This window comes from Azospirillum sp. B506 (genome assembly GCF_000333595.1).
Classification (GTDB): domain Bacteria; phylum Pseudomonadota; class Alphaproteobacteria; order Azospirillales; family Azospirillaceae; genus Azospirillum.
In genome coordinates this window covers 1-1,329 of the sequence record NZ_BADK01000239.1, presented here as the reverse complement: position 1 = coordinate 1,329, position 1,329 = coordinate 1, and the positions used below count along the sequence as shown (strand labels likewise).

The 1,329-nt window shown below is 71.9% G+C and carries 2 protein-coding genes; both read right to left on the bottom strand.

Annotated elements, in window-relative coordinates; translation table 11 throughout:
* Nucleotides 1-1,104, bottom strand: a 1,104-nt coding sequence (locus I71_RS07570; protein ID WP_042693426.1) for a saccharopine dehydrogenase NADP-binding domain-containing protein, incomplete at its 3' end; no start/stop codon positions are given.
* The coding region (locus I71_RS38175; RefSeq protein ID WP_042693424.1) for a hypothetical protein at nucleotides 1,094-1,329 on the bottom strand (236 nt) is incomplete at its 5' end. The genes I71_RS38175 and I71_RS07570, both read right to left, overlap by 11 nt.

Below are 1,329 nucleotides of genomic sequence, written 5' to 3'. Positions count from 1 at the left end.
GGCGACCGCGGCGGCATGCGATCTCAGGATTCGGCAATCCGGCTGCCAGTCCGCGATCCGGGACAACACCGTCCGCACCGGAAGACTGTCGGCGGCGTGATGGACCCCGTCCGGGACGGTGCCCTCCAGCACCGCCAGCACCGCGCAGGCGGCAACGCAGCCGGTCAGCGCCGCTCCGGAGCCGGCGCGCAGGGCGATGCTGCGCACCATGGGACGGCCGGACCGCAGGCCCGTCGCCTCGATGACCAGAAGTTGCTCCGGCGAGCGTCCCGCCACGTCCAGCGCGCTGGCGCCGATCAGTCCCGCGACCGCCGCCGCATCCACCCCCTCGGGGCGGCCGGCCCCGGCTTGCCCGGCCTGGAAACGGCGAAGGAAATCGACCGTGTGGCGTCCGGGAAAGAGATTGTACCAGTCCCCGTCCACACCGAGCCGCCGGCAGAGCCGCAGGAACTCGGCGCTGATATAGGGCCGCGCTTCCGCCGGAGCGCGCGAGAGGGGAAGCCTGACCGGATCGACCGGCGGTGCCGGGTTCGGCCGCAGATCGCCGGCCCGGACGCACATGCCGCCCCAGCCGAAGCCGTCCGACAGGCTGGCCAGGAAGTCCTCGGCCCCGGCGGGGGAGAAGCGTTCGATTCCCCCCGCATAGCCGGTGAGGCGATCGATGCTGTCGAACTCTCCGACCAGATCGAGCGGCAGAAGCCCCGACAGGCCGGGAAGCATGCCCGCGGATACCACCGCCGACCGCCCCCGCCAATCGCGGTGGACGATGCGGCGATGCAGCGGATCGTCTCCACCCGGATCGACATAATGGGCACCGGCCGCCAGCGCCGCGAGCGCGACGGCATCCAGAAGGCGGCAGCTTGGCCCGGCGCAGTTGACGACCACATCGCAGCCGTCGCAAAAGCGGCCGAGCGCGTCGCCGTCGAGCGGATCGAGCGCGTGGCACTCGCCGCGCCCATCCGCCGCCTCCATCACGGCGCGTTCCACCCGTTTCCGATCGCGCCCGCCGACCCGCAGCCGCAAGGTGCCGGCGAGGGCGCGAAGAACGCCCCGCCCGACCGCGCCCGATCCTCCCAGCAGTCCGACCGTCGGTTCACCGGTCATCGCCCGGCTCCCCCCCGTCGAGGCCGAGAGCGGCGGCGACGGCGCCGACATTCGGTGGCGACAGGCAACTGAAATGATCGCCTGGAACATCGGCGATGCGCAGCCGGCCGGAGCACAGAGCCGTCCAATAGGCGCTCATGTCGTCGTGCATGCCCGGAAGAACCTGGACCTCGCCGGTTTGCCGGACGAAGGTCATGTCGCCGGAATAGGGCCGTCCCTCGTGCC